The sequence below is a fragment of the Streptomyces sp. GC420 genome (assembly GCF_009916105.1).
In the GTDB taxonomy this organism is placed as follows: domain Bacteria; phylum Actinomycetota; class Actinomycetes; order Streptomycetales; family Streptomycetaceae; genus Streptomyces.
The window spans coordinates 1-549 of the sequence record NZ_JAAAXQ010000829.1; the positions used below are offsets into that span (position 1 = coordinate 1).

Genomic DNA, 549 nt, shown 5'->3' on the forward strand with positions numbered 1-549 from the left:
CTCCTGCACGCCGTACCAGAGCAGTTCGTGGTCCTCCGCCCCGTCCACCGTGAACCGGGCGTCGTCGTCTCCCAGGTCGGCCGCCCCCAGCGCGTCCGCCGCCGCCGAGACGTCCGGCTCCGCGTCGTCACCGTCCACGTGCACGGCCGCCGCCCCGGACAGGGGAACCGCCTCGGCGATCCGCACCTCGCCGAGGCTGGAGGGGTCGAGCCCGCGGTCCGGATCGGCCACGGCCTTGCCGTCCGGTACGTCGACGGCGACCACCACCCGGCGCCGCGCGGCGCCGGGGTCCGCCGCGATCAGCCGCAGCGAGGCGGCGGCCGCCCGGTTCAGCGCCGCGTACTCCAGTTCCTCGATGTCGTCCGAGACGTACCACTCCCGCAGTCCCGGTGTCACCGCGTAGGCGGTGAGTGGTCCTGGACCCAGCTCTCCCGCCTTGTGCGCCTCGGCGAGACCATGGAGGGTCAGGGGGACGTAGACGCGCATGGCCGACCGCTTTCTGACTGCGTACGAGCGTGAGAAGACCGCTTCAGCATACGGGGGCGGGTC

The 549-nt window shown here is 73.4% G+C and carries 1 protein-coding gene; it reads right to left on the reverse strand.

The window, feature by feature from the left end; translation table 11 throughout:
* Nucleotides 1–486: DUF6912 family protein (locus GUY61_RS38845; protein WP_166634966.1), on the reverse strand; the 486-nt coding region annotated here is incomplete at its 3' end.
* Between the last annotated feature and the right edge of the window lie 63 nt (nucleotides 487–549).